28 protein-coding genes and 1 pseudogene are annotated in these 23467 nt (G+C 71.0%); 14 read left to right on the plus strand and 15 right to left on the minus strand.

All coding sequences use genetic code 11. From position 1 onward, the window contains the following. From IF88_RS0138005 to IF88_RS41590, 3 genes are all read right to left on the minus strand, one after another. Window positions 1–165, minus strand: a 165-nt coding sequence (locus IF88_RS0138005; RefSeq protein WP_030723643.1) for a MerR family DNA-binding transcriptional regulator, incomplete at its 3' end; no start/stop codon positions are given. A gap of 855 nt (window positions 166–1020) precedes the next feature. Further along, window positions 1021–1149, minus strand: coding sequence for a hypothetical protein (locus IF88_RS49765; RefSeq protein WP_420711034.1), 129 nt, complete (start codon window positions 1147–1149; stop codon window positions 1021–1023). Next, window positions 1140–1877: a DUF1206 domain-containing protein gene (locus IF88_RS41590; RefSeq protein ID WP_324617237.1), complete on the minus strand. Its 738-nt coding sequence runs from the start codon at window positions 1875–1877 to the stop codon at window positions 1140–1142. The genes IF88_RS49765 and IF88_RS41590 overlap by 10 nt, the downstream gene beginning before the upstream one ends. A gap of 293 nt (window positions 1878–2170) precedes the next feature. Between IF88_RS41590 and IF88_RS0138015 the strand changes: the two genes are divergently transcribed. Then, entirely contained in the window at window positions 2171–3052 is an 882-nt protein-coding gene (locus IF88_RS0138015) for a helix-turn-helix domain-containing protein (protein ID WP_030723595.1), read from the plus strand. Between the two features lie 16 nt (window positions 3053–3068). On the opposite strand, the gene IF88_RS49240 is transcribed toward IF88_RS0138015, so the two are convergent. The 3 genes from IF88_RS49240 to IF88_RS0138035 all read right to left on the minus strand — a co-directional run bounded on the left by IF88_RS49240 (window position 3069) and on the right by IF88_RS0138035 (window position 5716). Continuing rightward, window positions 3069–3197: a hypothetical protein gene (locus tag IF88_RS49240; protein ID WP_267884556.1), complete on the minus strand. Its 129-nt coding sequence runs from the start codon at window positions 3195–3197 to the stop codon at window positions 3069–3071. A 533-nt stretch (window positions 3198–3730) separates the two neighbouring features. Then, window positions 3731–4015: a chaplin gene (locus IF88_RS0138025; RefSeq protein ID WP_030723597.1), complete on the minus strand. Its 285-nt coding sequence runs from the start codon at window positions 4013–4015 to the stop codon at window positions 3731–3733. Between the two features lie 573 nt (window positions 4016–4588). Continuing rightward, window positions 4589–5716: an alpha/beta fold hydrolase gene (locus tag IF88_RS0138035; protein WP_051838272.1), complete on the minus strand. Its 1128-nt coding sequence runs from the start codon at window positions 5714–5716 to the stop codon at window positions 4589–4591. A gap of 78 nt (window positions 5717–5794) precedes the next feature. Between IF88_RS0138035 and IF88_RS0138040 the strand changes: the two genes are divergently transcribed. From IF88_RS0138040 to IF88_RS0138050, 3 genes are all read left to right on the plus strand, one after another. Beyond that, entirely contained in the window at window positions 5795–6778 is a 984-nt protein-coding gene (locus tag IF88_RS0138040) for an ArsR/SmtB family transcription factor (protein WP_030723601.1), read from the plus strand. Between the two features lie 711 nt (window positions 6779–7489). After that, entirely contained in the window at window positions 7490–8293 is an 804-nt protein-coding gene (locus tag IF88_RS0138045; RefSeq protein WP_030723603.1) for an SGNH/GDSL hydrolase family protein, read from the plus strand. A 109-nt stretch (window positions 8294–8402) separates the two neighbouring features. Beyond that, window positions 8403–8966: a hypothetical protein gene (locus IF88_RS0138050; RefSeq protein WP_051838274.1), complete on the plus strand. Its 564-nt coding sequence runs from the start codon at window positions 8403–8405 to the stop codon at window positions 8964–8966. A 316-nt stretch (window positions 8967–9282) separates the two neighbouring features. On the opposite strand, the gene IF88_RS0138055 is transcribed toward IF88_RS0138050, so the two are convergent. Beyond that, complete coding sequence (locus IF88_RS0138055; protein WP_030723607.1) at window positions 9283–9699, minus strand: LppU/SCO3897 family protein; 417 nt, start codon at window positions 9697–9699, stop codon at window positions 9283–9285. A gap of 1058 nt (window positions 9700–10757) precedes the next feature. On the opposite strand from IF88_RS0138055, the gene IF88_RS0138065 reads away from it, so the two are divergent. The 4 genes from IF88_RS0138065 (at window position 10758) to IF88_RS0138080 (ending at window position 13680) form a co-directional block, all read left to right on the plus strand. Next, window positions 10758–11342, plus strand: a complete 585-nt coding sequence (locus IF88_RS0138065; RefSeq protein WP_030723609.1) for a DinB family protein — start codon at window positions 10758–10760, stop codon at window positions 11340–11342. Between the two features lie 571 nt (window positions 11343–11913). Next, window positions 11914–12264 (plus strand): VOC family protein, encoded by a 351-nt coding sequence (locus tag IF88_RS0138070; protein WP_030723611.1) that lies wholly within the window; start codon window positions 11914–11916, stop codon window positions 12262–12264. Window positions 12265–12803: 539 nt separating this feature from the next. Then, window positions 12804–12998 (plus strand): hypothetical protein, encoded by a 195-nt coding sequence (locus tag IF88_RS41595; protein WP_037808589.1) that lies wholly within the window; start codon window positions 12804–12806, stop codon window positions 12996–12998. 100 nt (window positions 12999–13098) lie between these two features. Next, window positions 13099–13680 (plus strand): hypothetical protein, encoded by a 582-nt coding sequence (locus tag IF88_RS0138080; protein ID WP_030723615.1) that lies wholly within the window; start codon window positions 13099–13101, stop codon window positions 13678–13680. 101 nt (window positions 13681–13781) lie between these two features. On the opposite strand, the gene IF88_RS0138085 is transcribed toward IF88_RS0138080, so the two are convergent. The 3 genes from IF88_RS0138085 to IF88_RS41600 all read right to left on the minus strand — a co-directional run bounded on the left by IF88_RS0138085 (window position 13782) and on the right by IF88_RS41600 (window position 15235). Beyond that, the gene (locus tag IF88_RS0138085; protein WP_030723622.1) at window positions 13782–14456 is read right to left on the minus strand and encodes a DUF4328 domain-containing protein; all 675 of its coding nucleotides are present in this window, start codon (window positions 14454–14456) and stop codon (window positions 13782–13784) included. 300 nt (window positions 14457–14756) lie between these two features. Then, on the minus strand, window positions 14757–15050 hold the full coding sequence (locus IF88_RS0138090) for a DUF4190 domain-containing protein (RefSeq protein ID WP_030723624.1): 294 nt from the start codon (window positions 15048–15050) through the stop codon (window positions 14757–14759). Then, the gene (locus IF88_RS41600; RefSeq protein WP_037808578.1) at window positions 15050–15235 is read right to left on the minus strand and encodes a hypothetical protein; all 186 of its coding nucleotides are present in this window, start codon (window positions 15233–15235) and stop codon (window positions 15050–15052) included. Before IF88_RS41600 ends, IF88_RS0138090 begins: the two co-directional genes overlap by 1 nt. Before the next feature lie 101 nt (window positions 15236–15336). On the opposite strand from IF88_RS41600, the gene IF88_RS0138100 reads away from it, so the two are divergent. The 4 genes and pseudogenes from IF88_RS0138100 to IF88_RS0138115 all read left to right on the plus strand — a co-directional run bounded on the left by IF88_RS0138100 (window position 15337) and on the right by IF88_RS0138115 (window position 19156). After that, window positions 15337–15960, plus strand: coding sequence for a TetR family transcriptional regulator (locus IF88_RS0138100; RefSeq protein WP_030723626.1), 624 nt, complete (start codon window positions 15337–15339; stop codon window positions 15958–15960). 184 nt (window positions 15961–16144) lie between these two features. After that, window positions 16145–17104 (plus strand): annotated as a pseudogene (locus IF88_RS49770) (serine hydrolase domain-containing protein); the annotation flags it as partial. A 307-nt stretch (window positions 17105–17411) separates the two neighbouring features. Next, complete coding sequence (locus tag IF88_RS48830; RefSeq protein ID WP_234323857.1) at window positions 17412–18305, plus strand: hypothetical protein; 894 nt, start codon at window positions 17412–17414, stop codon at window positions 18303–18305. Between the two features lie 107 nt (window positions 18306–18412). Next, a complete protein-coding gene (locus tag IF88_RS0138115; RefSeq protein WP_199808200.1) occupies window positions 18413–19156 on the plus strand; it encodes a rhomboid-like protein in 744 nt (247 codons plus the stop codon). 52 nt (window positions 19157–19208) lie between these two features. Here IF88_RS0138115 and IF88_RS0138120 read toward each other — a convergent pair whose 3' ends face one another. Further along, window positions 19209–19802, minus strand: a complete 594-nt coding sequence (locus IF88_RS0138120) for a hypothetical protein (protein ID WP_051838277.1) — start codon at window positions 19800–19802, stop codon at window positions 19209–19211. After that, the gene (locus IF88_RS41605) at window positions 19799–20083 is read right to left on the minus strand and encodes a hypothetical protein (protein ID WP_158754858.1); all 285 of its coding nucleotides are present in this window, start codon (window positions 20081–20083) and stop codon (window positions 19799–19801) included. The genes IF88_RS0138120 and IF88_RS41605 overlap by 4 nt, the downstream gene beginning before the upstream one ends. A 286-nt stretch (window positions 20084–20369) precedes the next feature. Here IF88_RS41605 and IF88_RS0138130 point away from each other — a divergent pair, with 286 nt between their 5' ends. Continuing rightward, complete coding sequence (locus IF88_RS0138130; RefSeq protein WP_030723636.1) at window positions 20370–21092, plus strand: dienelactone hydrolase family protein; 723 nt, start codon at window positions 20370–20372, stop codon at window positions 21090–21092. Window positions 21093–21271: 179 nt separating this feature from the next. Continuing rightward, the gene (locus IF88_RS0138135; protein WP_030723638.1) at window positions 21272–21619 is read left to right on the plus strand and encodes a DUF1330 domain-containing protein; all 348 of its coding nucleotides are present in this window, start codon (window positions 21272–21274) and stop codon (window positions 21617–21619) included. Window positions 21620–21640: 21 nt separating this feature from the next. Here the strand turns inward: IF88_RS0138135 and IF88_RS46175 are convergent, their stop codons facing one another. From IF88_RS46175 to IF88_RS47045, 3 genes are all read right to left on the minus strand, one after another. Then, window positions 21641–22363, minus strand: coding sequence for a hypothetical protein (locus IF88_RS46175; protein WP_158754862.1), 723 nt, complete (start codon window positions 22361–22363; stop codon window positions 21641–21643). A gap of 411 nt (window positions 22364–22774) precedes the next feature. Next, complete coding sequence (locus IF88_RS0138150) at window positions 22775–22984, minus strand: I78 family peptidase inhibitor (protein ID WP_030723641.1); 210 nt, start codon at window positions 22982–22984, stop codon at window positions 22775–22777. 171 nt (window positions 22985–23155) lie between these two features. Next, on the minus strand, window positions 23156–23467 hold a 312-nt coding region (locus IF88_RS47045; protein WP_030723642.1), incomplete at its 5' end, for a hypothetical protein.

A 23467-nucleotide genomic window follows, 5' to 3' on the forward strand; every position in this document is an offset into this window, starting at 1 on the left:
GTAGCGGCGGTGGCCGCCCTCGGAGCGGAGCGGGGTGATCAGGCGGGCCTCTCCGAGGGCACGGAGGAAGCCCTGGGTGGTGCCGAGCATGTCTGCCGCTCGGCCCATGGTGTAGGCGGGGTAGCCGTCGTCGTCGAGACGGCCGAACGAATCGTCTGCTGTCATCGCACCTCACTGCGAAACAGGTGGGGAAAAGGGGTCGGAACGCGGGGAGGGGCCCTGGTGCGTACGACACCAGGGCCCCGAAGGAACTGCTACACCATCTGCCGGCCTCAGTACTGCGCCGGCCTTCTGTGTCCGCAGACCCGACCGAGATGCTGTCGGGGGTGCGGGGATCGCGGATGCGTGACCGGAGACCACCTCACTATCGATGTCCTGCGGCACCCGGGCTCGACTTCCGCCCGGGCGATCCTGATGGTGCTCGGCTCCTCCGTTCTTCCCTCGGTCCTACCAAACGGGAACTTGTACTGCTGGTACTGCGTACTGCCGGTACTGCTGTATTGCTCTACTGCGAACTGCTTGTACTGCTCGTGGCCTCACCCAAGCGCCACGCTTCGGCAGCCAGCCCCGTTGCCCGTCCTGCGTCTGCTCTGGCTTAGAACCCCACTGCCGAACTTCCCGGTGCGCGCGCCCGCAGCCGACGCCTTCACCGAGGTGCTGCTCACTACTTCACTGCTGGGTACTGCGCAATGCACTTACTGCGGGTACTGCCACTGCGTTTACTGCGGTACTGCTCCGGCGGCCCCTGATGACTGCGGGCCACCCGGTCCGGTCGTCAGCCCCGTCGCCGTCATGCAACAGCCCTGGCTTCGGAACTCCACCACCGCACCGTCCTGCGAACTGCAACTGCGGGTACTGCGTACTGCGGGTACTGCTGCCCGGCAGTTCGTCTCTGCCAGGACAGCGACATGGGCAGGGCGCAAGGCGGGCATCGCCGGGTTAACCGCCGTGGCTGATCCCCGGGGCCCGTGTGCACGGGCGGTCGGCAGGGTACGGGCGGGGGCGGCGCGAGCAGGACGGTCAGCCGGCATCGCGGCTGATCGACTGCTCGGCCGAGGCGTCGTGTTCAGGGGCTTTACGCCAGCGGGCCTCGCAGAACGAGTAGAAACCGAACAGCAGAAGGCCCACCGCCGCGGCGATCAGCAGCACCGGCCCGGCCGGCGTATCGCGAACGAACAACGTCTCATCCAGGCCCTTGGCCTCGTCGGCGTCGAAGCGCACCGCGGCCAGGAGAGCGAACAGGCCGTCGCCACCGCGACCACTCCGCACGCGACGCCGCCGATGATGCCCAGCGCCGCGACGATGCGCCGCGTCGTCCGGCTCATCCGGTCCGTACGGAGGTTCTTCTCGAACTTGCGCATCAGGCTGCGCACCACGATCACCACGCCGACGAGTACCCGGCCATAGGGCCATTCCAGCACGCGCGCGGTGTAGTCCTTCGACGCCTGGTCACCGGCGCGGGTTCCGCCGGACCCGCCGACCAGCGCGGTCTGCACCACGCCGATACAGATCACCAGGTAGAAGACGGCCAGCCCCAGGGAGCCCAGGCGCCGGGTCCACTTGTCACCGCCTTCCGTCGCCTGCCCGAAGGCGGCCTCGGAAAGGCGCCACAGCACCATCGCCGCCAGCCCCACCACCAGCGCCCACAGCAGCACCTGGCCGTAGGGCTGCTCGCCGATGGTCCGCACCGCCCCGGACCGGTCGGCCTCCTTGCCACTGCCGCCGCCGAAACCGATCCGCACGGCGAGGAGACCGACCAGAACGTAGATCACTCCCCGCGCGCAGAGCCCGACCCGGGAGGCGACCTTCATGGCGCGGCTGTCGGCCACACGCTGCCCCGGCGTCTTGGCCTGGGCGGCATCCCTCTCGGTCGCCATGCCCGACATCTCCCCGTGCGCGGACGCAAGGGCACCCGGTCACAGCCGCTACCCCCACCATGGCACCACGCAGCGCACCCGACCAGCGCAGTCCTTCGCTTCCAGATAGGTGAAAGGTCGTGGCATCCGGGTGAAATCCGCTCGCGCAGTGCACGCGCCCGTACTCGCGCCACGTGACACTCGCCGACAGGGCTCCCTTGATCATCGCTGCGCGGCGAATGCGTTCGCCCGGGGCCCCGGCCGCGGCAATTCCCGTGGCTGGCAGTCAGTCCCGAGCCGGAGGTAGACCGCCCGTGGCGGTGAACGGAAACCCGACCGTCAGACGACGCCGGCTGGGCGCGGAGCTGCGCCGGCTCCGCCTGGCCCGTGGCCTGACCAGTACACAGGTGGCTGAACGCCTGTTGATCTCCCAGCCCAAGATCAGCCACTTGGAGAACGGCCGCCGCGCCATCAAGCCGCGCGATGTGCGGGACCTGTGCGCCCTCTACGGAGTCACCGACCCGCACGCCGTCGATGCGTTGATGCGGATGGCCACGGAATCCGAGCGGCAGGGCTGGTGGGTCGCCTGCGGCGATGTTCCCTACGCCGTCTACATCGGCCTGGAGACGGAAGCCTCCTCCCTCCGCGCCTACGAGCCCCTGGTGATCCCCGGCCTGCTGCAAACACCCGCCTACGCCCAGGCCGTCATCGAGGAAACGATCCCTCAGGCCACTCCCGAGCAGATCGCCGTGCGCCATGAGGTCCGGCTGCGCCGCCAGTCCCGGGCCCACCACCCTGCCCGCCCCTTCCGTTTACGGGTGCTACTGGACGAATCCGCACTGCGCCGCGTGGTCGGCAGCCCGCAGATCATGCGCGAACAGCTCACGTACCTGAACCGCCTCGGCGCGCAGCCGCACATCACCGTGCAGGTCCTCCCGCACAGCGCGGGAGCCCATCCGGGCGTCTCGGGACAGTTCTCCATCCTCGACTTCCCAGACGCCCCCGGGGCGGGGACGGTGTATCTGGAACGATTCACCAGCGACCTCTACCTGGAGAAACGATCCGACGTGCAGCGCTACTGTGCCATGTACGACTACCTCCAGGCCCAGGCTCTGAACCCGGAGCACACCCGCCACTTCATCACCCGCGCCGCCGAAGAGCTGGCGGCCGCCGCATCGCTGCCCGGCCGGCCGTGACCACCGCAGCCGCAGGTCACTGCGTCGCGTACAGGCGCTCGCGCAGGTGCGGCAGGGCGGCGGTGTCCGCGGCGGCGGACAGGCCGGCCAGGCCGGCCAGCAGGGTGCGGATGGCTGCGCCGTTGCCGTCGCGGACCGCCCGCACGATCTCCTCTACCGTCTCGCGTCCGGACGGATCGATGCCGTCCGGACGCGAGGCGGGAGAGGGATCCGCGGGGCGGGTTCTCGTGGGAGGGGCGGTGTCAGCGTCGGGCGTCAACGCTAGCCCCCGCGTGTCACACAGGATGTCGAACGCTGTGGTTGTGCTGCGGAGTGCCGGCCGGCCGGGGCTATGGTCGGGCGCAGTCCGCGCCGATAGGGCGTGCGCGGGCGAGGCCCGGTGACCAGAGCGCTCTGGCGGCAGTAGCACCGGGCCGCCCTACGCGACCGAGGTCCGGCACGCGGACCGGGAGGAGCGGAACCCGGTCCCCTGTGGCCTGCCGGGCTGGCGGGCTGGCGGGCTGGCGGGCTGGCTGCACGAGCTGGCCCCGTCATGAGAACGACGGCCTCCCCTTGGAGGATCAGGGGAGGCCGTTCTACACCGGACTGTGCGCTGCGGCTGGTTCAGATGACGCGCGCTAGATGTGCCGGCGCTAGATGCCGGCGCGACGAGCGAGCCGGGTCCAGGGCTTGGTGCTGTCAGAACTTGCCGTGGTGGTCGGCCTTGTGGTGCCCGTCCGAGCCGCCGTCGTTGATGCAGGTGTTGCCGAAGGCGGGGTTGAGGAAGCCGACGATGTTGACGGTGTTGCCGCAGAGGTTGACCGGGATGTGGATGGGCACCTGGACGACGTTGCCGGACAGGACACCCGGGGAGCCGATGGCAGCGCCCTCTGCCGTGGCATCGGCGGCGGCCATGCCGGCCCCACCTGCCAGGACGGCACCAGCGGCGGCGGTAACGGCTACGGCCTTGGCGAAACGGAACATCAAGATCTCCTTGAACTCACTCTGCCGCAGGGAGGTACGGCACGGACGACGTCCCCCACAACGCCCGGAGGTGCCCGCCCGTTACGGACAATGGGCCGAACCGGTGAGCTCGGGAAACGTCCGCTCAGCCTGACCCAGGCCGCGACCGCCCGAGCCGGCATCCGCGCCGCCATCGCCGTGCGGGCCTGGCTGCGCGGGCAGGGCGTCGAACTCGCGCGATGCACCCACGGCTGGGCACCAGCAGCCGCTTCGCCGACCGCATCAGGGCCGCGGTCCGGTTCTGCGAGCGCCACGGGTTCCAGCTCACGGGTGAGCGTGAGCTGTGGCGAGACAGGTTGCCCAACGTGCGTATGGCGCGCGATCTCGTGAAGCATCCTGGGAGCGCATGAGACGCGGGCGATGCGCAGCGTGATCGACCACAGAACGTGAGCCGGAACCGTTCGACCGACAGCGTTTGTTCATCGGTTCCGGCGGTGTTGAGTGATCATCTGCACTTTGGGTGTTCACGGGAAATGACGGCAGTGTCACCTTCGCGGTGACCCCCTCGCCGATCTGTTACGGGAGGGGACGCGCTCACACTGGCAGGTGACGGGCGAAGAACGACCGTACGAGGTCGCGAACGGCGGGCACGGTGACGCGCGGGTCTGCCCGGCCGACCATGGCGGCGCGTCCGGCAGCTGTCATCAGGCCGGCCTTGTGGAGCTGGGGGACGAGGGCCGCATAGTCGGTGAAGACCCAGTGCGCGGTGTCGTCGAGTTGCCGCCGGGTGACGGGGCCCGTGTGAGCGAGGAGGGCTGCCCAGGACCGGTCCAGCCGGGCGTTGCGGAAGCCGTCGGTGCCGGCCAGGAGCAGCGGCCGGTCCGTCCCCTGCCGGGCCACCGGCAACAGTTCGCCGTCCATCTGGTCGAGGTACCCCTCCAGGTTGACGGCGGCGGAGATCCGCCGGTCCTCGTGGAGCGCCTGCGCGGCCGCGGTGCCGCCTGCGGAGTGCCCGTAGACCCCGACCCGGTCGAGCCCGAGGGTGTCGAGGACGAAGCGGAGGTCGGCGACCCGTGTGTCGATCACGGTTCGGAAGGTCGCCGCGTCCATGTCCGGACGCAGCACGGTCGTCCGGATCCGGTTGCGTCCCGGCCGCTCGTCGGGAAACTCGACCTCGCTCGCGTCTCCGGGGTGGTCAACGGTGACGACGGTCCAGCCGCATGAGGCGAGGTCGATCGCCAGGGAGCTGCCCATCGTGCGGGCGTCGCCGCCGCCGGGGCTGTAGAGCAGCACGGGGCGCCGGCCGGGCAACGGCGGGGCGCCGGCCCGGGCATGGGTGAGGGTTGCCGCCCAGTCGACCCCCGTCGCCGGCAGGTGCGGACGGACCAGGTGGGCGAGGGAGGCAAACTCTCCGGCGGCGCCGGGCGTGAGCTGCGGAACGCGCGGGAAGCCAGGGCCGGGCACGGCGGGCCGCAGGATGGTGACCATGAGCTCGCGTACGCCGATCTCGGGCTGCCACGGGTCGTTGCGGGTGCGGTCGACGAGGTGGAGGACCCGGGCGCCGACGGAGTACGGGCCGGTGGGTGCGGGCAGCCGGAGGAGGGGCGCGCCGGAGCGCCCAGTAGCCGACGCGGAGGCGGGGGCGGCCGTTGCGAGGAACAGGGCGCCGGCGAGGGCGCCCTTGGCGAAGGAACGGCGGCCGGGCGTGAAGGGAATGGTCATGCACGGCATCCTGGGGGCGGGCGCGGTGCCGGGGCGAAGCTTGCGGCCAGGCCCGAAAGGGTTGCGTGGAACAGGGAGATGTGCGTGATCCGGATCTATTTCACGGCGGACGATTTCGCCCGGGTACGGTTCGCGCCGCGGCCTTCGCCGGTACCCGAGCTGCACGCTGCCCTGATGATGCTGGGCGCCCGGCACGAGGAACTGCTGTTCGGGCGCTGGCGGAACAGCCTGCTGCGGCGCCTGCCGAGCGTGGTCGAACCGCTCGCGGACCTGGTGCCGGACGGGATCGCCCCCGCCTTCCTCGACGTCCTCGGCGACACGCTGGACGAGGGGGTAGCGCTGATCAGGGGCGCCCGCCCGGAGTCCGTGCGGGCCGGGATCGAGCAGGTGTACGCGCGACGGCCGGCCCCGCCGTGGGTCCGCGCCCTGCACGGCGGGAGCGCCGGCGCCTGGCGGACACTCGGCCGGGCACAGCGGGCGGCCCACGAGACGGTGATCGCGCCGGTCTGGCCCCTGGTCCAGGACCTGCACCGGACGGAGTTCACCCGTCATGCCCTGGCCGTCGCCGAACACGGCCTCGGCGCCACCCTGACCGACCTGGCACCGGGGTCACGGCTGCGCGACGGAGTCTGGGAATGGCCCAGGCCGGGCGTCGGGGGTGTACGGGAGATACACCTCGGGGGACGTGGAATGATCCTGCGCCCGACATTCCACTGGCGTCGCGACCCGCTCGTTCAGCACCTGCCGGACTGCCCGACGGTGCTCACCTACCCGGCAGGCCGGGGGCTGCCGCTCGTCCCGGAAAGCGGCGGCGAGGCGGGCGAGCCCCTCGCGGGAGTCCTCGGGCGCACCCGGCTCGCGCTCCTGCGCTTGTTGGACGAAGCACGTACGACCACGGGACTGGCCCGCCGCATCGGCGTCAGCAATGCCACGACCTCAGCCCACGCCTCGGCCCTACGCGCCGCTGGTCTGCTCACCACCACGCGCACAGGCCGTTCGGTGCACCACGCGCGAACGCCCTTGGCGGAGCTGCTGCTGGCCGGCGGCACCGCCGACGGCTGATCCGGGCAGGGTGACGCGGTTGCCGCACGCCCCGGGGTGCGCCAGTCCTGTCCGTCCGTCGCGGCATTGGTCGCCCAGCCGAGCCGCAGGGCGTCATGTGCAGTCCCTCTGCCGCACCTTGAGCACCCTGAGTTCCGGTCTCGACACCAGGAGCATCCCGAGGCTGCTCTGGCAAGAACCGCAGCGCGTCCGCGGCCGTGGCGGTCAGCTGCTCGGTCGTCTCGGCCAGGAGCGCGACCAGCCGTTCGGGCAGCGGCACGGCAGCATCGCGGACAACGGACAGGTGCGCGGTCCGGTCCGCGAGTGGTCCGGTGAGGTCGACGTCCGCCTCGTACAGGGGCCTGTCGCCGATCGTGTCCCAGTCCGGTGGGTGCTGGGCGGCGCTGCGCCATCCGCACGCGCATGCTGCCCGGAAGGGCCCAACCACCACTGCGGTTGGGTACCGGGACACCCGCGGCACAGCACTGCTGGAGAGCGAGCTGCGGTTGCTGTCTCCGGCGGAGCGTGCGTGGCGTGAGGCTGCCGGTGTCATGGGGGCGCGGCGCACGGCCGCGTTGGATTTGCCCCGGGAGCACGCGGGGTGCCGTCGGCCCTCGGCAGGGCGCCCGGTAACAAAGCGTTTCACACGCCTATCGCAAGGGCGTCCTTCACTGCTAGAAGAGTGACTCTTCAACAACCTGTTCCCCACAACACGCCAAGGAGTGAATTGTCATGCGCGCGACAAACTTAAGACGGGTCCTGCCCGTCCTGTCGGCTCTGGTGGCCGCGACCCTGGGACTGACCCAGCAGGCCTCCGCCGCTCCGGCGGCCGGGGAGCGCTTCGTCGCTCTCGGCGACTCCTACTCCTCAGGGGTGGGCGCCGGAAGCTACCTGTCCGACAGCGGCAGCTGCCAGCGCAGCAGCAAGGCCTACCCGTACCTGTGGGCGGCGGCCAACGCCCCGGCCTCGTTCTCCTTCACCGCCTGTTCGGGAGCGACGACCAGCACGGTCAAGAGCGGCCAGCTGGCCCCGCTCAACAGTTCCACCACGCTCGTCAGCGTCACCGCCGGCGGCAACGACGTCGGGTTCGCGAACGTCATGCAGACCTGCGTCCTGCAGAGCGAGGCGACGTGCGTGAGCGCGGTGGACAACGCCATCGCACAGATCAACAACACCCTGCCCGGAAGCCTCTCGTCCCTCTACGGCACCATCCGCAGCAAGGCGCCGCAGGCTCATGTCGTCGTGCTCGGCTACCCGCGCTTCTACCAGCTGAACGGCAATTGCGTCGCCGGCCTGAGCGAGACCGAACGCGCGGCGATCAACCGGGGCAGCGACGCTCTCAACGGGATGCTCGCGAAGCAGGCCGCCAACGCGGGATTCTCCTACTCCAGCGTCGTGGACGAGTTCACCGGCCACGAGATCTGCTCGGGCAACGCCTGGCTGCACAGCGTCTCGGTGCCCGTCTCCAACAGCTACCACCCCACGGCCGCGGGCCAGTCCGGCGGATACCTGCCGGCCTTCCGCTCCGCCGTGTGATCTCCCCCGGGCCACGCCCCGGGGCCTTCCGCGCCCCGGAGTCGACGCGGGTAGACCCGCTGGTCCACCGCTCCGCACCCCCGCGATCCGCACCAGGAGGAAAAAGCTCATGAAGTCCCCCCACGTACCCACCGGCCCCCGGGCCGGCGACACCGCCCCGACCCGCGCGCGAGGAAACACCCTCCGCTCCGTCCTCATCGCCCTCGCCCTCGTCCTCGGGGCGCTCTTCGCCCCCGGCATCGGCGCCGGCGAGGCCCAAGCGGCCACCAAGATCAGCCACGCCACCGCGACCTCGATGTTCCGCGGCTCCGGGATCACCTGGTCCTCGTCCGGTGGCTGCTCGGACCGCAACAACCCGACCTGTACGTCCTTCGAGCAGCTCAACCTCGACACGGCGAAGGGCGCGCAGACCCTCAAGAGCGCCAGCGGCTGCTCTCTGAACATCACCGGCGGCACCGAGACCGGCCACGCCGGCGGCACCTACTCCCACTGGAACGGCTACAAGCTCGACTTCAGCAAGTACACGTGCGTCGGGAACTACATCAAGAACACGTTCACCTACATCGGGGTGCGCGGCGACGGCGCCCCGCAATGGAAGTCCGGCGCCGGCAACATCTACGCCGACGAGGGCAACCACTGGGACGTGACGTTCTACAACTGCGGCGGCTGCTGAGCCGGAGTCCGCTGCGTGGAGGGTGCGCTCTGCCCGGACTTCCGGTTCGGGCAGACCGCACGCCCTGCCCGATAACTCGCCGTGGCCGCGCTCTGCCACCAGGCGTACGGCCGATGACGGGAGCGTGGCGCTCGCGGAGTCCCGCGCACGGGCGACCCGGAGCACCTGGCGGCGAACGTATGGGCGTGGCGCTGCGGCTGTCCGGGGACGACCTCACGCTGCTGGACTCGCTGCACGGGCGCACCGCCTGACAGCCTGCGGGACGCCGCAGGGGCCGGACCCGGCGGGTCCGGACCCGGCGGCCATGTGTGGGGCGTCAGTTCTTGACGGGCTCCATGCACAGGACGAACTTGTCCGCCTCGAGCTGCTGCGCGAGAGCGACCTCGGCCACGCCCTCGCACTTGTCGAGGTTGAAGGTGTTGTCGACGACCTTGACGACCTTGTAAAGGTCGGCCACCTTCTCGGTGCAGCCCTTGCTCTCGACCTTGGGGTCGTTCTCCGGGCCGGTGACGGTGACGCAGTCGCCGGCCTCCGCGTGCACCGGGGCCTCGCCCGTCAGGTAGGGAAGGCCCAGGCGCCAGAACAGTACGACCGCGATCGCCACGACGACGCCGAGGATCTTCTTCCCCAGGACGCCCTTCTTCTTCGCGGGCTCGGACGGCGCGACGGGGGCGTCGAACGTGCCGGGAGCGGCGGGCTGCTCGGGGGTCTGCGGGGCGGGAGGCGTGGCCATGGAGGGTTCCTTGGGGACGTGTATGTGATCGAACGCGCGTACGCTACCGGCTCCTGAACACACAAAAGGGACTCTCCCCTTCCGCTTTCCAATCAGATACGGAGTCGTGATCCCTGCCGACTCGTCAGGTCACGCCGCCGGATCCCGGCCTGCAGGCGGGGCCCCGGGCCCGTGTACGGATCTGAAGGGTGTTGCATACGACTCAGTACTGGGCATTTCGCCTGCATGGGGGGGTGTGAGGGCCGAGCCGGCGCCGGTCCCTGCCATCCGCCAGGGCGAACAGGTCCTCATCACCTCGCCCCCGATGTCCAGGCCGTCGAGAGGATGTCCACGCCGAGGGCGTGCACGGTGACCTTGCGCCCGCCCTTCGGCGACACGGGATGGATCACGATCTCCGTCCGGTCCGCCATATCCCCCAGCGTGCGGCGGCCCGGGTCACACGGCATCCGGAGCTCGCTTCCGCGCGCTGAACAGCAATGAAGTGGCTCCGCGCGCGGGCCCCGAGCGGCAGGACGTGACGTCCTCTCAGAACTGCTGAAGCGAAGGGCGTTTGAGGAGCGGCAGCCGGGTCAGACGCGTACTTGTCGGAGGCCACGCCTTGGGGGGTGGGGCTTCCGGAGCGGGCCCCGCCCCTGTGACGCCCCCTCCCCCCGGCGTCAGGGGGCAGGCCCGCCCGCACGACGGGCTGCCGCCCGGATCCGTACGGCACCCGGACACCCCGCACCCCGGCCTCCTCCCCGGCCGGGGCCCCCGGGGCCGTCCGGCGAGCCCCCGGCGCCGGCGCTCAGACCGCCGCCCCCGGGCAACGGATCCGACGGCAGCAGCCCGCCGCACGATCAATCGCCGAGCCAGACGATGGCCAGGACGGACGGCCGCCGGGTGACCCGATTGGCTGCGTAGACGACGGACAGCTGCCCGACGGACGCGGGGCGGAGTCGGACGTGGCCTTCGGCCTCGCCGCCGCCCTCTGCTGCTACAAACGCCTCAACTCTGCCCGTCGTTGCGGACCACGTACGGAATCTTGAGACCACGAGCAGCCCATGGCAGGCTCATGCCGCATGATCGATGAATTCGCGAAAGACAACCTGCACGGGAGACTGCGGCGGGACCGCAAGGCGCTGCTCTGGAAACTCGACGGCTTGTCCGAATACGACGCCCGCCGGCCTTTGACAGCGACCGGGACCAACCTCCTCGGCCTGGTCAAACACGTGGCCACCGTCGAGGCCAGGTACTTCGGCGAGGTCTTCCACCGCCCTTCCCCGGAACCGCTGCCCCGGTGGCAGGACTCCAACGGCAGCGATCTGTGGGCGACCGAGGACGAGACCCGCGATCAGATCATCGGGTTCTACCGGCGCACGTGGGAACACTCGGACGTGACGATCAACGAGCTTCCCCTCGACGCCCCCGGCCACGTGCCGTGGTGGCCGGAGCCTCATGCCGACACGAACCTGTTCGCCATCATGGTCCATGTCCTCGGCGAGTCCATCCGGCATGCCGGGCACGCCGACATTCTGCGCGAGGGCCTCGACGGCCGGACCGGGCTGCGCGCCGAACACGAGAGGCAGATCGACGAGGAAGCCCGTGCAGCCTACTGCGCGAAGATCGAGCAGGCCGCCAGGTCGGCCGCACCCATCAAGGCTTAGAGGTTGTCTCACGTGACTTGATGTTCGTGCGGCACGATGCCGGACGTGGGTGCTGATCCATCGAAGCCTCTGGTCCTGACGAACTCTGGGAGCTGGCCGCCCCGTTGCTGCCGTCGTTCGCTGCTCATCCGCAAGGGGCTGGGACCGCTCCGTGTGACGAGCGGGCCGCGTTCACGGCAGTGGTGTAAGCGCTGACCAGCGGTTGTGCCTGGCGGCATCTGCCTGCCGCCGACGTTCGGCACGTCGCCCGCCACCGCGCATCGCCGCTTCACGGTATGGACCGAGGCCGGCCTGTGGCGTCGGCAGCTGCACGTGCTGTCCCATGCCCCAGGCATCCCGCTCGCCGCCGCCGTGTCCGGGCGCAAGCCTCCCGCCCATCGGCCTGAGGGTGAAGCGTCTGGCCGATGGGCGGTCCGCCCCAACCTGTCCGGAACCGAGCCCGGATCCCGCTGTCCGTCGGACATTCAACTCAGCCGCCGTGTCATCGAAGCCAGCCGAGGAACTTCTCGACCCTGGCGTGTCAGGATGCCGGGGACGCGACCGTCAGCACGTTGATGGACAGGGGCTAGTCATGATCAGCGGTGCGCATGTCATCCTCTACAGCCAGGACGTCGAGGCGGACCGTGCTTTCATCCGTGACGTCCTCGGCTTCCCCGGGGTCGACGCGGGCGGCGGCTGGCTCATCTTCAAGTTGCCTCCGGCCGAAGTCGCCGTACACCCTGCCGATGGCCCACCCCGGCACGAGTTCTATCTGATGTGCGACGACCTTGGTTCCCAGCTCCGCGAATTCCGCGCCAAGGGCGTCGAGATCACCCGCCCGGTCAGCGAACAGCGCTGGGGCAAACTGACTGCACTCCGGCTTCCCAGCGGCGCCGAACTTCCGCTGTACGAACCGTTGCACCCACTCGCCCACGGCTTGTGACCTCCACAGCACTCGGCTCGGCCCGTCGCACGACGCGCTCGGGGCTGGTAGCCGCTCACCCGCACGCTTCTACACTCTGGCCATGGCTCTCACACAAGCGGGTCCTCGCCGGCCCGGCCCAGGGCCAGGGCCGCGCGGTCGGGCCTGGCAAGGTACTCCTGGCGGGAGGTGTCCCCGTCACCTCGACGTCCAGCCTCGAGAAGCTGTGCCGCTTAGCCGCTCAGCTCCGCCTCGCCCGCCCGCCCGCTCGCCCGCCCGCCCGCTCGCTCGCTCGCGCGAGGACGCCGTGACGAACGGACTGAGCTGCATGTCAGGTGTCACGGCGCAACCGTCTCTGGCAGGATCACCCCATGACGTTCTACAGAAAGGCCCATGCCGCGTAGACGGCCCGGCGTGTCCGCGCCGAGCAGGGGCCGCGGCACCGGTTTACCTGTCAACCCCCTATTGCCGGCCTGTCCCCGGCTGCTCTTGCCGAGGTTGCCAGGGTCGAGAGGAGCCGGAACTACCTGTGGCCTGGCGTCACGGCCGAGTCCGTGACGATGTGGCGAGAGTTCGTACGGGGCCCGTACCGCAGCCTCTGGAGCGAGCAGGATTACGGCGGCTGCGGTGTGTGGCAATGCTGCGGCAGCCCCTTCGAGGCACGGGAGTTCCTGGATGCCGTGATACACGGCATGTCCCGGCGCCGAGCTCGCGAGCTTCGATTCCTCGTGGACCGACTCGACCACTCGTACTGAGCGAGTTCAGGCGGGACGTTGAACGGCAGGCTCAGGCTGCCGGGCGTCGAGCAGTATGTGTGAGACTCCTTCTGAATGATCACTCGGGGGGAGTTTCGCGTTGGACGCGCTGTTGAAGAGGGTGTGGATCGGGCTGGCCGCGACCTTGATCGTGAGTCTTGCCGCCGTGGTCCTGCCGGACCACATCCAGGTAGACGACGGCGGGCGCATTCACCTGGGCGCGCCCGTGCCCACGCCGTCCGCATCCACGGTGGCGCCCACGCCTGAGTCCACGTCACCGCCCCTCACGCGGGACGCCGTGGACGAGGTGATCCGGGCCGCGGTCAGCGCGGCGGGCCTCGACCCGGCGCAGGGCCGCCCGATCGGCGCGGCCGGCGCCAACTCGAACAGGACGGGCTGGACGGCCGTCCGCGAGAAGAGCGCCGCACAGTCGGAGATGAACGCGATCTGCGCCGACCTGGAGCGCCAGGGGTGGACGCTGAACCCGAACGGCGACCGCCCCGACGCCTCCCGCAGCTACAAGCGCGGGGGCTGGCACCTGCTGGTGAGCACGCGGGGGAAGACCCAGGCGCCGTCCACCACCTCCGCCTTGACCGACTCGCAGACCTACCTGACCCTGGCCGGGCTCCAGCTGAACCTTTCCGACATGCCCCTCCCCGAGATCACCGTCCGCATCGGCTGACCCCTTTGATGCGGCCGAGGGCAGGGCGTTGCCACCCGACCCAGACGATGTCCAGGACGGGCCGTCCCGTGACCGGGTACCGGAGCCTGGCCCTCGCCCGGCTACACCGCTGCGACGGCGGGCCGCTGGGCGGCCCTGGCGTGTTGCATGGCCGTGAGCCTGCGCACGAAGAGCACCGCGAGGAGGGCTGCCGCGATGTCGAGAACGTCACCGGCCAGCATGGTCGTGGCCGCGTCGCGCACGGCGTCGGTGCTCTGGGCGCGGCTGTAGGACATGCCCCCGTACCACCCCAGGACCCGGGACAGGGCGAAGGCGCCCCACCAGAGGTTGACCAGGGTCAACGGGAAACGCCGGTATCCCCCGTCGGTCCCGAGGGGCGTGCTCGACCCCCACGTGGTCACGGCGATCCGGTACGGCAGCCAGAGGTTGGCGAACGGTACGAACCAGGCGCCGATCGCCCAGCCCAGCGCGAGCTTGTCCGCGCCCGGTGCGAAGACCTCGGCGTTCGTGCGCACCCGGTGGAACCAGACGATGAAGACGATGCCCGTCACGAGCAGGGCGTTGCCCTGGATCGTGCCGACCAGACCGGTCAGTCTCTGGCCTCGGTCGAGCTCGGCATCACTGACCGTGGCGGGATCCGCGAGAAGGCGCTCCATGAGCGTGCGCATGTTCCAGTCGGCGTACACGGCGTACGCGGCGAGCCCGATGACCAGCGAGAACAGCACGGCCAGGGCGATGGCCAGGCCCACGGGCGCACGGAGCCGATCGCCCTGCACGCCGGGCGCAGCGTACGGGGACGGAGGCGGGGGCGAGGTCGGGGCCGGCGGATCGACCGGAGCTGCGGACATGCTGAAGAACCCCCAGGGCGCGAGTACACGAGAAGGCGCGCCGAGCAGGGCGGGCCAAGCTGGAGCCTAAGCACAACCGGGACACCTTCGAGCACCGGCCCGGGGCCGTGGCGCTTCCCGAGCGGTGCGAGCCGCCCGAGTCACCCCCCTCTGCAACCGGTACGGCCACCCGCCACGGCTCGTCGGCCTCGCCCTCGGTGCTTCCAGGGGTGATCGGGCCGGTTCGGCTCAGGTCAGGCTCCACGACCAGGTGTCGTCGGCGGTGACGAGGCAGGCGAGGACCACGAGGTCGGCCACGCCCAGGGCGATGCCCAGGCGGGCGCGGCCCGGCCTGGTGGTCTGCCGCCACAGGGCGAGGGAGCCGAGGACGACGGCGATCGGGCCGAGGAGCAGGTTCATCACCAGGAGCCCGACCAAGCCGAGGACGAACGCGGTGACGGCCATCACGTCGGCGTCGCGGTAGCGGCCGCGGGCACGAGGGCGTGCGTCGGCCGGGGTCTTGACGTCGGTGGGCTGGTTCATCACAGACCTCCCTGGCGGTGGTCGGGGCGCCCGGAACGGTGGCCGGAGAGGCGCTCGCGTACGGCGAAGAGGGCGAGCCAGAGTGTGATCACCAGGCCGGCGGCCACGCTGACCGGCACCGGCACATGGGCCACGGTGCCGAGGATGATGCCCAGGATGAGGAGTGCACCTACGAGGAAGAGCACGGGAGTTCCTCCTACTTTCAGGTAACAGTTGTTCACCGAATACCCGGTTCAGTCCGTCTCATGCTGGCGGCCGTTGACTGTGACGCGGTTGACTGCCTTTCATGAGTGCGAACACCGGTGTCCGCGAGGCGCAGCGGCGCCGTACCCGGCGGGCGCTGCTCGATGCGGCCCTAAGCCAGTTGGAGGAGCGGAGTCTGGGGGCCCTCGGTCTGCGGGAGGTCGCCCGGCACGCCGGGGTCACCCCCACCGCCTTCTACCGGCACTTCCGTGGCATGGACGAGCTGGGGACCGTACTCGTCGAGGAGGCCCTGGCCAGCCTGCACGCAACCGTACGGGGCGTCCTCGCGTCGAGCGGCGATGCCGGTCGGCGCTCCGAGGGTGCGGTGCGGCTCGTCGCCGAACTCGTCCGCAGCCGTCCGGCGCACGTCCGCTTCCTCGTCCGGGAGCGGCACGGCGGGGTGGCGGCGGTGCGCGAGGCCATCGCCGCACAACTCGACGCCTTCGCGGCCGAGATCGGCGCCGTCCTCGTGGCCGAGCCGCTCAGCGCGGGCTGGGGGGCCGCCGATGTGACGATGCTGTCCCGGCTGCTGGTCGATCACATGTTCATGACGGCCTCCGCGTGCCTGGCCGCCTCCCTGCGCGGCGAGGACTGGTCCCCCGTTCTCGCGACGGCCCGCGCCCAGCTCCGCCTGATCCACCTCGGACGCGAGCACTGGCAGGGTTAGGAGACAGCGCAGGCTGCAGACAGTCACCTTTGGGGCATAACCCCGCGGTGGTTTAGCGCCGTTGGCGACGCGGGAGCAACGTCCGTCACGGTCTCGCCGTACCGCTGAGGTCGCAGCGGCGACGGCCGGAAATCATCATCAGGGCGCACCTGTCGCACGGCGGGAGGCCGCGATGATGTCCGTCATGGCACAAGAACTCGCAACGCTCGCCCAGCGGACCGCGGACCGGCTGGCCGGGCAGCACGTCGGCGTGGTGGTGGCCGCGGTGGCGGACGACGTCGTGGAGATACGGGGTGCCGGAAGCACCGGCGCAGGCCACGGGGGTGTCCCCGGCCCCGGCACCCTGTTCGAGATCGGCTCGGTGACCAAGGCGTTCACCGCCCTGGCGCTGACGCGTATGGCATCCGCCGGCACGGTGGCCCTGGACGAGCCGCTCGGCGATCTGCTGCCCGCCGGGACGGCCGTTCCGTCACGGGACGGGCGGCCGATCTTGCTGCGGCATCTGGCCACCCACACCTCCGGCCTGCCGCGACTGCCGAAGGGGATGCTGCTCCAGGCCCTGCTGCGCCCGTCGAAGCCGGATCCGTACGCCGGTTGCACGGCCGACGTCCTGCTGTCCGGGCTGGCCGGGACCCGGCTGGGGGCCACTCCGGGGAAGCGGTTCCGCTACTCCAACCTCGGAGCCGGGCTGCTGGGGCTGGCCCTCGCCCGCCGGGCGGGCACGGAGTACGAGAGCCTCGTCAGCCGGGAGATCTGCGCCCCGTTGGGCATGAGCGACACCGTGGTGACGGTGGACGGCAGCCGCTCGGAGCGCTCCGCGCGGGGGCACGTGCGCCGGGGGCGGCCGGCCGCGCCGTGGCACCTCGCCGACCTGGTGGGAGCGGGCGGCCTGCACTCGACCGCGAGCGACCTGGTGGCGTTCGTACGGGCCCAGTTGGACGGCGGGCCCGCGGGGCTCGACGAGGCGATCCGCCTGAGCCGTGCGTTCGAGCACCGCAGGAACTCCTTCACCTGGGTGCACCTCGGCTGGATGGCCCACCGTCTGCACCCCCGGCAGGGCGGCCACCTCCAGATCTGGCACAACGGGGGAACGGGGGGCTTCTCCTCCTTCGTGGGGTTCGACCCGGAGAAACGGGTCGCCGTCATCGCCCTCGGCAACACCCGGCGCCCGGTGGACGGTCGTGCCTTCGACCTCCTGCGCACGCTGCAGGCGCAAGTGCGGCCACGCCGAACTGACGACGGCTCGGCGCCGGGCGGGTGGGGAAGGCGTTCCACCGCCGTGCTGCCCGGCCGGCCCGCTCAGGCGCAGCCCGATTTCCTTGACGAACCACCGGGCATGCCTTCTGTCGGGGGCGCGACTCACGAGGGGGGGCGAGCTGATGACGGTCACTGGCGGGCGCGGGCACGGACGTACGGGACGGGGCGCCGGCGTCTTGCTGCGACTGGCTTCGGTGGCTGCCGGCGTGGCGGTGGCCGCGCTGTTGGTCGTCGACTTCCGGCTGACCGGTTCGGCCGGTCGGCAGGTACTCGTGGTGGGGGTGATGGCCGCCTTCGTGAGCGCGGGCGTAGGGGCGGTGTCGAGCCTGACGGGTCTGCTGATGCGGCCGTCCTTGCGACGGGCCCAAGGGCTGCTCGCGCAGGAGCCCGGCCTCTGGGGGTCGGACCGGGAGTTCTTCGCCCCGGTGCGTCGTCTGATGTTCCTCGGCGTGCTGCAGACCCTGGTCGGCCTGCTGGTCCTGCTCACCGTGTATCCGCTCGCCCTCTGGGCCGGCGTGCGGATCTGCGGCGCCGTGGGTCTGTCGGCGCGCCTGACGGGGCTGTGGCCGGTGTTCGTCTCGGGGCTGCTGGTGGCGGCCGTCGCCACCACCGTGGGGACCTTCTTCGCCCTGTTCCGCCGACGCGGCGGCCGCGCGGCCGCGCGCTCGCTGGCCGCCGTACTGCTCAATGCCGCTGGACTCGCGCTCGCCTGGCTCGTGCTGGACGGCGTAGGGCTCGACTCCGCGCCGGGGTGGCGGCAGGTGATCGCCCTGTGTGCCGTGGCGTCCCTCTTCATGCTGCCGCGCATCACGCTGTCCCTGCCCGTGCCGGGAGTCGCCTCGATCGTCCTCGTCGCCTACCACTGCCTGCTGTTGTGGCTGATCTGCGCGGCCTTCGCGTTCGTGGACCCGCGTCTTGACGCCGACGGCTTCTGGCAGTTGGCGGGGGCCGCCGCGATCATGTGGGCGGCCGAGTGGCCCGCGCGTCTGGCCGTCGGGCGGGCGCAGGCGGCCGCCGCCCGGCCGGCTCCCGTCCTGCCCGATCCGTTCCCGCCGGATCACGGGTTTCCCTCCGGCCCGCTGTACTGAGGATGGCTGCTGTTACCCGCCGGTCCCCGCCTTCGGGTCGGCCGGGAGAATGCCACGGTATGAACTCTCCGTCACCGTGGGGTCTTCCGGGCAGGACGCTGCGCGCCGTGCGGGGGTACCCGCGTCGTGCGCCGCTGACCCTCGCCTATGTCTGTCTGCTCCTGGCCGGCCATGCCTGGGTCGGTTACGGGCTGTCCGCCGATCGGGCGGCCGGGGTGCTGGGCTACCTGAGCACCAATGTGGACAACCTGCGGGACCATCCGTTGTCCGCGCTGCTCGGCAGCGCGCTGTTCTTCGACGGCACGCTCACGGAGGTCACCTCAACCGACTTCGTGGGTACCTTCATCACCCTGGGTCTCGGTGTGTGCTGCTTCCTGGCCTGGGCGGAGCACCGGTGGGGAAAGCCGCGCGCCGTGGCCGTGTTCCTCGGCGGGCATGTCGCGGCCACCCTGCTCACCGCTGTGGTCATCACCGTCGCGCTGCGGCACGGCTGGTATCCGGCGGCCGTGCGGCAGTCCTTGGACTACGGGGTCAGTTACGGCGCCCAGACCGTGCTGGCGATCGGCACGCTCGCCCTGCCGCGCCGGGGCCGCCGGCCTTGGGCCGTGTTCGTTCTCGCGTGGCCTGTGGGCGGTGCCGAATGGACCGGGCCGCTGCCGGACTTCACCACCGTCGGCCATCTCACGGCGGCGGCCCTCGGCTTCGGGCTGCTGGGTGTCCCGGCTTTCCGGCGGCGACGGGTGCGCGCTGCCGGGCGGCCCTGCCCCGCGGGCGGCTTCGGACCGCACCGGGGCTCCGTTGCGGAGTCGACGTCAACGGCAGCCGGAACAAGGACACCTCCCTCAGCCTGAGCTGCGGCGCCGACGCAGGTGGGACGGGTGCGGCCGCGGCATCACACCGCTTTCAACTGCCGGGGGCGACGGGCCGTTTGTAGTACCGCCACGGGAACCATCCCGCCCCGACCGGAATCCATCCTTCTACTTCCAGTCGTCGGTGGCGCGCACCGGAGGGGAGGGTGACCCGGCAGTGCTCCCAGGGGTGGCCGGAGGCCTCCACCTCGTGGAAGAAGGGGCCGTAGCCCACCATGTGCCAGCCGTCGCGGCCGGCCTCCTCCAGGGCGGCCATCTCGTCGAACGCGGTCAGCCCGCTGAGGGTGCGGCGCTTCGGGGCGTTCGGGCCCTCGGCGAGCGGTGCGGACGGACCCGCCCCCGCGGTCTTGCCCGCGAAGCGCTGCTGGGCGGCCTGGCGGCTCACTCCCAGGACGCGTCCCACCGTGTCCCAGCTGTGGCCGGCGGATCTGGCGCCCTGGACGGCCTCGCGCAGCAGGCGACTGGCCTCCTCGGCGCCGACGCGCGAGGCGTCCAGCAGGCGCAGGTACCCGTGGGCGTCGTGTTCGAGCGAGTCGGCCAGTCCGTCGGGGGCGCCGAGGACGGCTGCGGCGATCCCTTCCCGGATCCGGTCCGTCTCCGCCGGGTGGAGCAGTGGCTCGTCGGTCATCGGCGCAGTCCGGCGAGGGGTTCGAGGGCGTCGAGGACCGCCGCGTCGCGGCGTGCCCGCTCGGCGCGGTCACGGGCCTCCCGGGCGGCCAGGGCGGCCGTGCCGGCGATGAGTACGAGGCTCCCGACGATCAGGGCGATGGTGGCGAAGGCGCCGAGCCGGCCGCCGAGCATCGCCGTCAAGGCGGGCAGGGTCACGGCGAGCGGCAGTACGGCCGCCGTGGACGTGGTGGCCGGAAAGAGGTCGCGGTTCCGGGCCTTCATCCATCTCAAGATCAACATACGTCAAGGAAACCTTGACACGGATTACTTGTCAAGAATTCCTTGACACCTGCGTGCACTCCCTGCCTCCCGCACCCGGGTGACCGGCGGCGACGAGAGCGCCCGCGCGAGAAACCATTTGGCGGACCCGGCGGCCGCTGCTACTTTTCCGGAGGCCGTGCGAGAGAACGAGGAGGTGGTACCCGTGAACGCAGTATCGACATGGGTGCTCCCCTCCGGGGTCACGGTCGGACGCTAGGCAGGTCGTCCGGGAGCGCCGTTTTCAGCACTCCCGAAAGGCACGACCATGCGATTCACTTCCGAGCAACGCCTCGACGACGGCGTCCTCGCACGCGAGTTCACCCTCGGCGAGATCCCCGGCACCCTGTGGACGCCGGAATCCGACGCACCGGCCCCACTGGTCCTGATGGCTCACAACAACGGCCTGCCCAAGTCGGCGGACCGGCTGGTGGCCCGGGCCCGGCACACCGCGGCGTGCGGCTACGCGGTGGCCACCATCGACGCCGCCGGGTGCGGTGACCGGCCCCGTTCCGCCGCCGACGAACAGGCCCGCGCCGACCTCCGCCGGGCGATGCAGGCCGGCGAACCCGTCGACGAGATCTTCGAATCCTTCATCGGCCCGCTGGTCGAAGAGGCGGTCCCGGAATGGCGGACCACCCTGGACGCCCTCCTCGCACTGCCCGAGATCGACGGCCCGGTCGGGTACTCGGGGTGGACCGCCGTCGGCATCCACCTCGCGGCGGTCGAGCCGCGCATCGCGGCCGCCGGCTTCTTCGCCGGGGGCTACGTGCCCCGCGCCCAGCGCGAGGAAGCCCGGCAGGTCACCGTTCCGCTGCTGTTCCTGCTGCAGTGGGACGACGAAGGGAACCCCCGGCAGCGGGCCCTGGACCTGTTCGACGCCTTCGGCACCAAGGAGAAGACGCTGCACGCCAACCTGGGCGGGCACACCGGCACCCCGTGGTTCGAGGTGGAGGACGGGGCCCGATTCTTCGACCGGCACCTGAAGTGAGGCCGGGCCGCCGCCAGGCCGACAGCAGACGGTAGGCGGTAGGCGGTAGGCGATGAGCGGCGGCAGGCAGGCGGTGGGCGGCGGCAGGCGGTGCGATTACCTCCGGGGTAATCGCACCGCCCCACCGCCTTCGGCTACGTTCGCGGTCATCACCCACCCCCGCAACGAAGGAGCCCGTGGTGCCCGCTTACGGCTTCGCCCATCTCCGCAGCCGCCGCCATCACTCCGACGTCATCGAGTACCTGCAGCGCATCCAGGCGACCCTCGACCCCTTCGCGGGCCGCTTCGTCATCCACGGTCCGCCGGCCGAAGTCGTCGAGGGCACCTGGCCCGGCAGCATGGTGCTGATCGAGTTCCCCACCCTGGCCGAAGCCCGCGCCTGGTACGACTCCCCCGCCTACCGGGCCATCCTGCGCCTGCGGACCGACCACATCGAAGGCGACCTGCTGCTGATCGAAGGAGTCGGACCGGACTACGACCCGGCCGAACGAGCCCGCACGCTGCAAACAGAAGCGGAACCCCGTTGATCCCCTGATCCCCTCATCCTCTTACCGGCGTCCGGCGCGCCGGCGCGCGGTCTGAAGCACGACGCGCTCGGTGTAGGCGCCGTCTCCATCCCGTGGCAGCGAGGCGTAGCGCTCCGTGGCGATCTGATCGATCCGGGCGCTGTAGCGGGCCGCTGCCGCTTTGAACGCCTCTGCCGGTACCAGGAGTTCTTCTGCCGCGCGAAGGGAGCGCAAGAGCTCCTGGGTCAGTTGCACGAGCCGACGGAGTTCGTTCTCGGCGGTGACGCTGCCAGCCTCCGCGTGGCCCTGTTTGGCCGCGGCCCGTCGAGCCTGCTGCTCCATGGCGAGGATCACGGCCTGACGTCGACGCTCCAGTGTGCGGAAGGTGACGCTTCCCGGGTCCGCCACCACCGCTTCGGCGGCCTCGATGGCCTTGGCCAGCTGCGGTGAGAACCGGGTGGCCGCGAGGGCAGCGGCTTCCTTCTCCTTGCGCTCGGCCTCTGCCCGCTGCCGCTGCAGCCCGGGCCAGGCGGGGAACTCCTCCCTGCCCGCGAGCTGGCCCCTGGTGCGGGGGCCGGCCTTCTCCGCCTTCGTCAGACGGGTGTCCCACTCGCCCCGCAGGGTGAAGCTGTAGGCGCTGCAGCCCACATGCCCCCAACCGCCGAAGTCGTAGCCGAAGCCGTGGCGACCGTGTGACCAGCGATCGCCGCTCTTGACGACCGGCTCCCCGCAGTTCCTGCACAAATCCGTCTGCTGATCCGTCAACGCCCCGCCCCGCCCCACCTTGCGCTGTTCACCCCGGCCCGATCACCGTACAGATCGGCAACACCATCCTGGCATCCGGCTCATCCACCTGCCCGCCGCGTCGGCGCCCTACGTGGAGACCTTCCTGCGGGCCTCCGCCGAACTGAGCCACGGCCCCGCCTACGACCTCTCGCTCGCCGCGGGCTGCCGGCTGCACGGGGTGCGCGGCGGCGACGAGCCCACTTCAGCCCGCGCACTCGGACCAGGACGTGCTCGACTTCTTCCGCGACGAGCGGCCCGGCAACGTACTGCTGTGGGCGCACCCGGAGAGCCGGCTGCCCGAGCAGCACCAGCCCCGGCAGGGCTGACGGGCACCAGACGGGGAAGACCCCGTCCTGCCTACGTCGTGTGACAGCGGCCGCACGGATGAGGTCAGCCGCTCCAGGCCCTTCGTACTTTGGCGTCCTCGACCTCGAGGTTCAGCCTGCCTTCGAGGTACTCCATGGTCAGGATCGTGCCGGGCGGGACCGTGCGCACAGTTGTCCAGCCGCGCGCTCGCGCCCGGCGCTCGGCCTCGCCGGCGTCGAGACCTACGTAGCGCGCCGGATCATCGGCGGTGGGTGAGGAAGCGGAAGCAGTCATGGCTCTCACCTGCCCTGGAGGCTGACGCCGGAACCACCGCACGTGGCCATCTCCAGGCCGAAGCCCCTGGGGCCCGGCGGGCCTGACAGGGGCTGATCAGCTGTATCGCTTCACTGTGTGGACGGTACGGGTACGGGGAGCTACGGGGAGCTACGTCGCCGGGTCTCAGGCTCAGCCGGAAGCGGCCGCGCTGGCCTCCACGGGTGCCTCACCGGTCTCCGTCGCCGGGGTCTCCGTCTCCGGGGCCGGGGTGTCCGTGGCCGGGGTCTCCGTCTCCGTCTCCGGGGCCGGGGTGTCCGTGGCCGGGGTCTCCGTCTCCGGGGTCTCCGTGGTCGGGGTCTCCGTCTCCGGGGTCTCCGTGGTCGGGGTCTCCGTACCCGGGGCCTCCTTGCCCGGGGCGGGCTTTTCGGGCTTGTGCTCGCAGTAGACGGTGCCCTGGTAGAACTTGCAGCCCGGCATGTTCTTGACGTCCTTGATCTTGCC

This window comes from Streptomyces sp. NRRL F-2580 (genome assembly GCF_000720115.1).
Lineage (GTDB): Bacteria > Actinomycetota > Actinomycetes > Streptomycetales > Streptomycetaceae > Streptomyces.